We start from the raw sequence: 732 nt of genomic DNA, 5'->3' as shown, positions 1-732 counted from the left end.
GAAGGCGTAAAATATACCTATGGACAACGCTTGCGATCGTGGTTTAGATGCGATCAGATTGAACAATTAATTAATAAATTAAGTAATGATATTGATTCCGCTAGAGCTGTAATGTCTTTATGGGATGTTAAAGATTATAATGATAATAGTCCCCCTTGTTTGAATCATATTTGGGTTCGCGCAATTGAGGGAGAATTATCTTTAACCGCTACTTTTCGCAGTAATGATATGTTTGGTGCATGGGTTGTCAACGCGATGGGATTGAGAGGTTTACAGCAGCATATTCGCGATGAAATTGCCAAACGTTCTCAGTATAATTTAAGAATGGGTGCTTTAATTACTGTCAGTCAAAGCGCTCATATTTATGATGATTGTTGGGAAAATGCTGAAAATTTAATTCAGAAACAATACGCCAAGATTTGCCGCGATCGCGCCTTTAACGATCCCGTGGGAAGTTTTGCAATTTCCCTCCGAGAACGCGGCACGAACGCAGTTCGAGAAAATACGATTTTTGTCGAACATTTAACACCAGGTTCGGGAGAAGTTGTCAATTGTTATACGGGAAAAACAGCGCGTCAACTCTATCAAAAAATAGCTGCCGACTGTCCCAATTTAGAAGTTGAACACGCTCTTTATTTGGGGACAGAATTACAAAAAGCAGAAACTTCTTTATCTCTGCAAGGTAATTTGAGATACACTCAAGACAGAGGTTGAGGATGGGGAGGATGGGGA

The 732-nt window shown here is 39.9% G+C and carries 1 protein-coding gene; it reads left to right on the top strand.

Going from position 1 to position 732, the window contains the following annotated elements:
- The coding region (locus VB714_RS21440) for a thymidylate synthase (RefSeq protein ID WP_323226726.1) at nucleotides 1-714 on the top strand (714 nt) is incomplete at its 5' end.
- Nucleotides 715-732: the final 18 nt, after the last annotated feature.

The sequence above is a fragment of the Spirulina sp. 06S082 genome (genome assembly GCF_034932145.1).
Lineage (GTDB): Bacteria > Cyanobacteriota > Cyanobacteriia > Cyanobacteriales > Spirulinaceae > CCY15215.
This window is presented reverse-complemented; position numbering and strand designations above follow the sequence as displayed.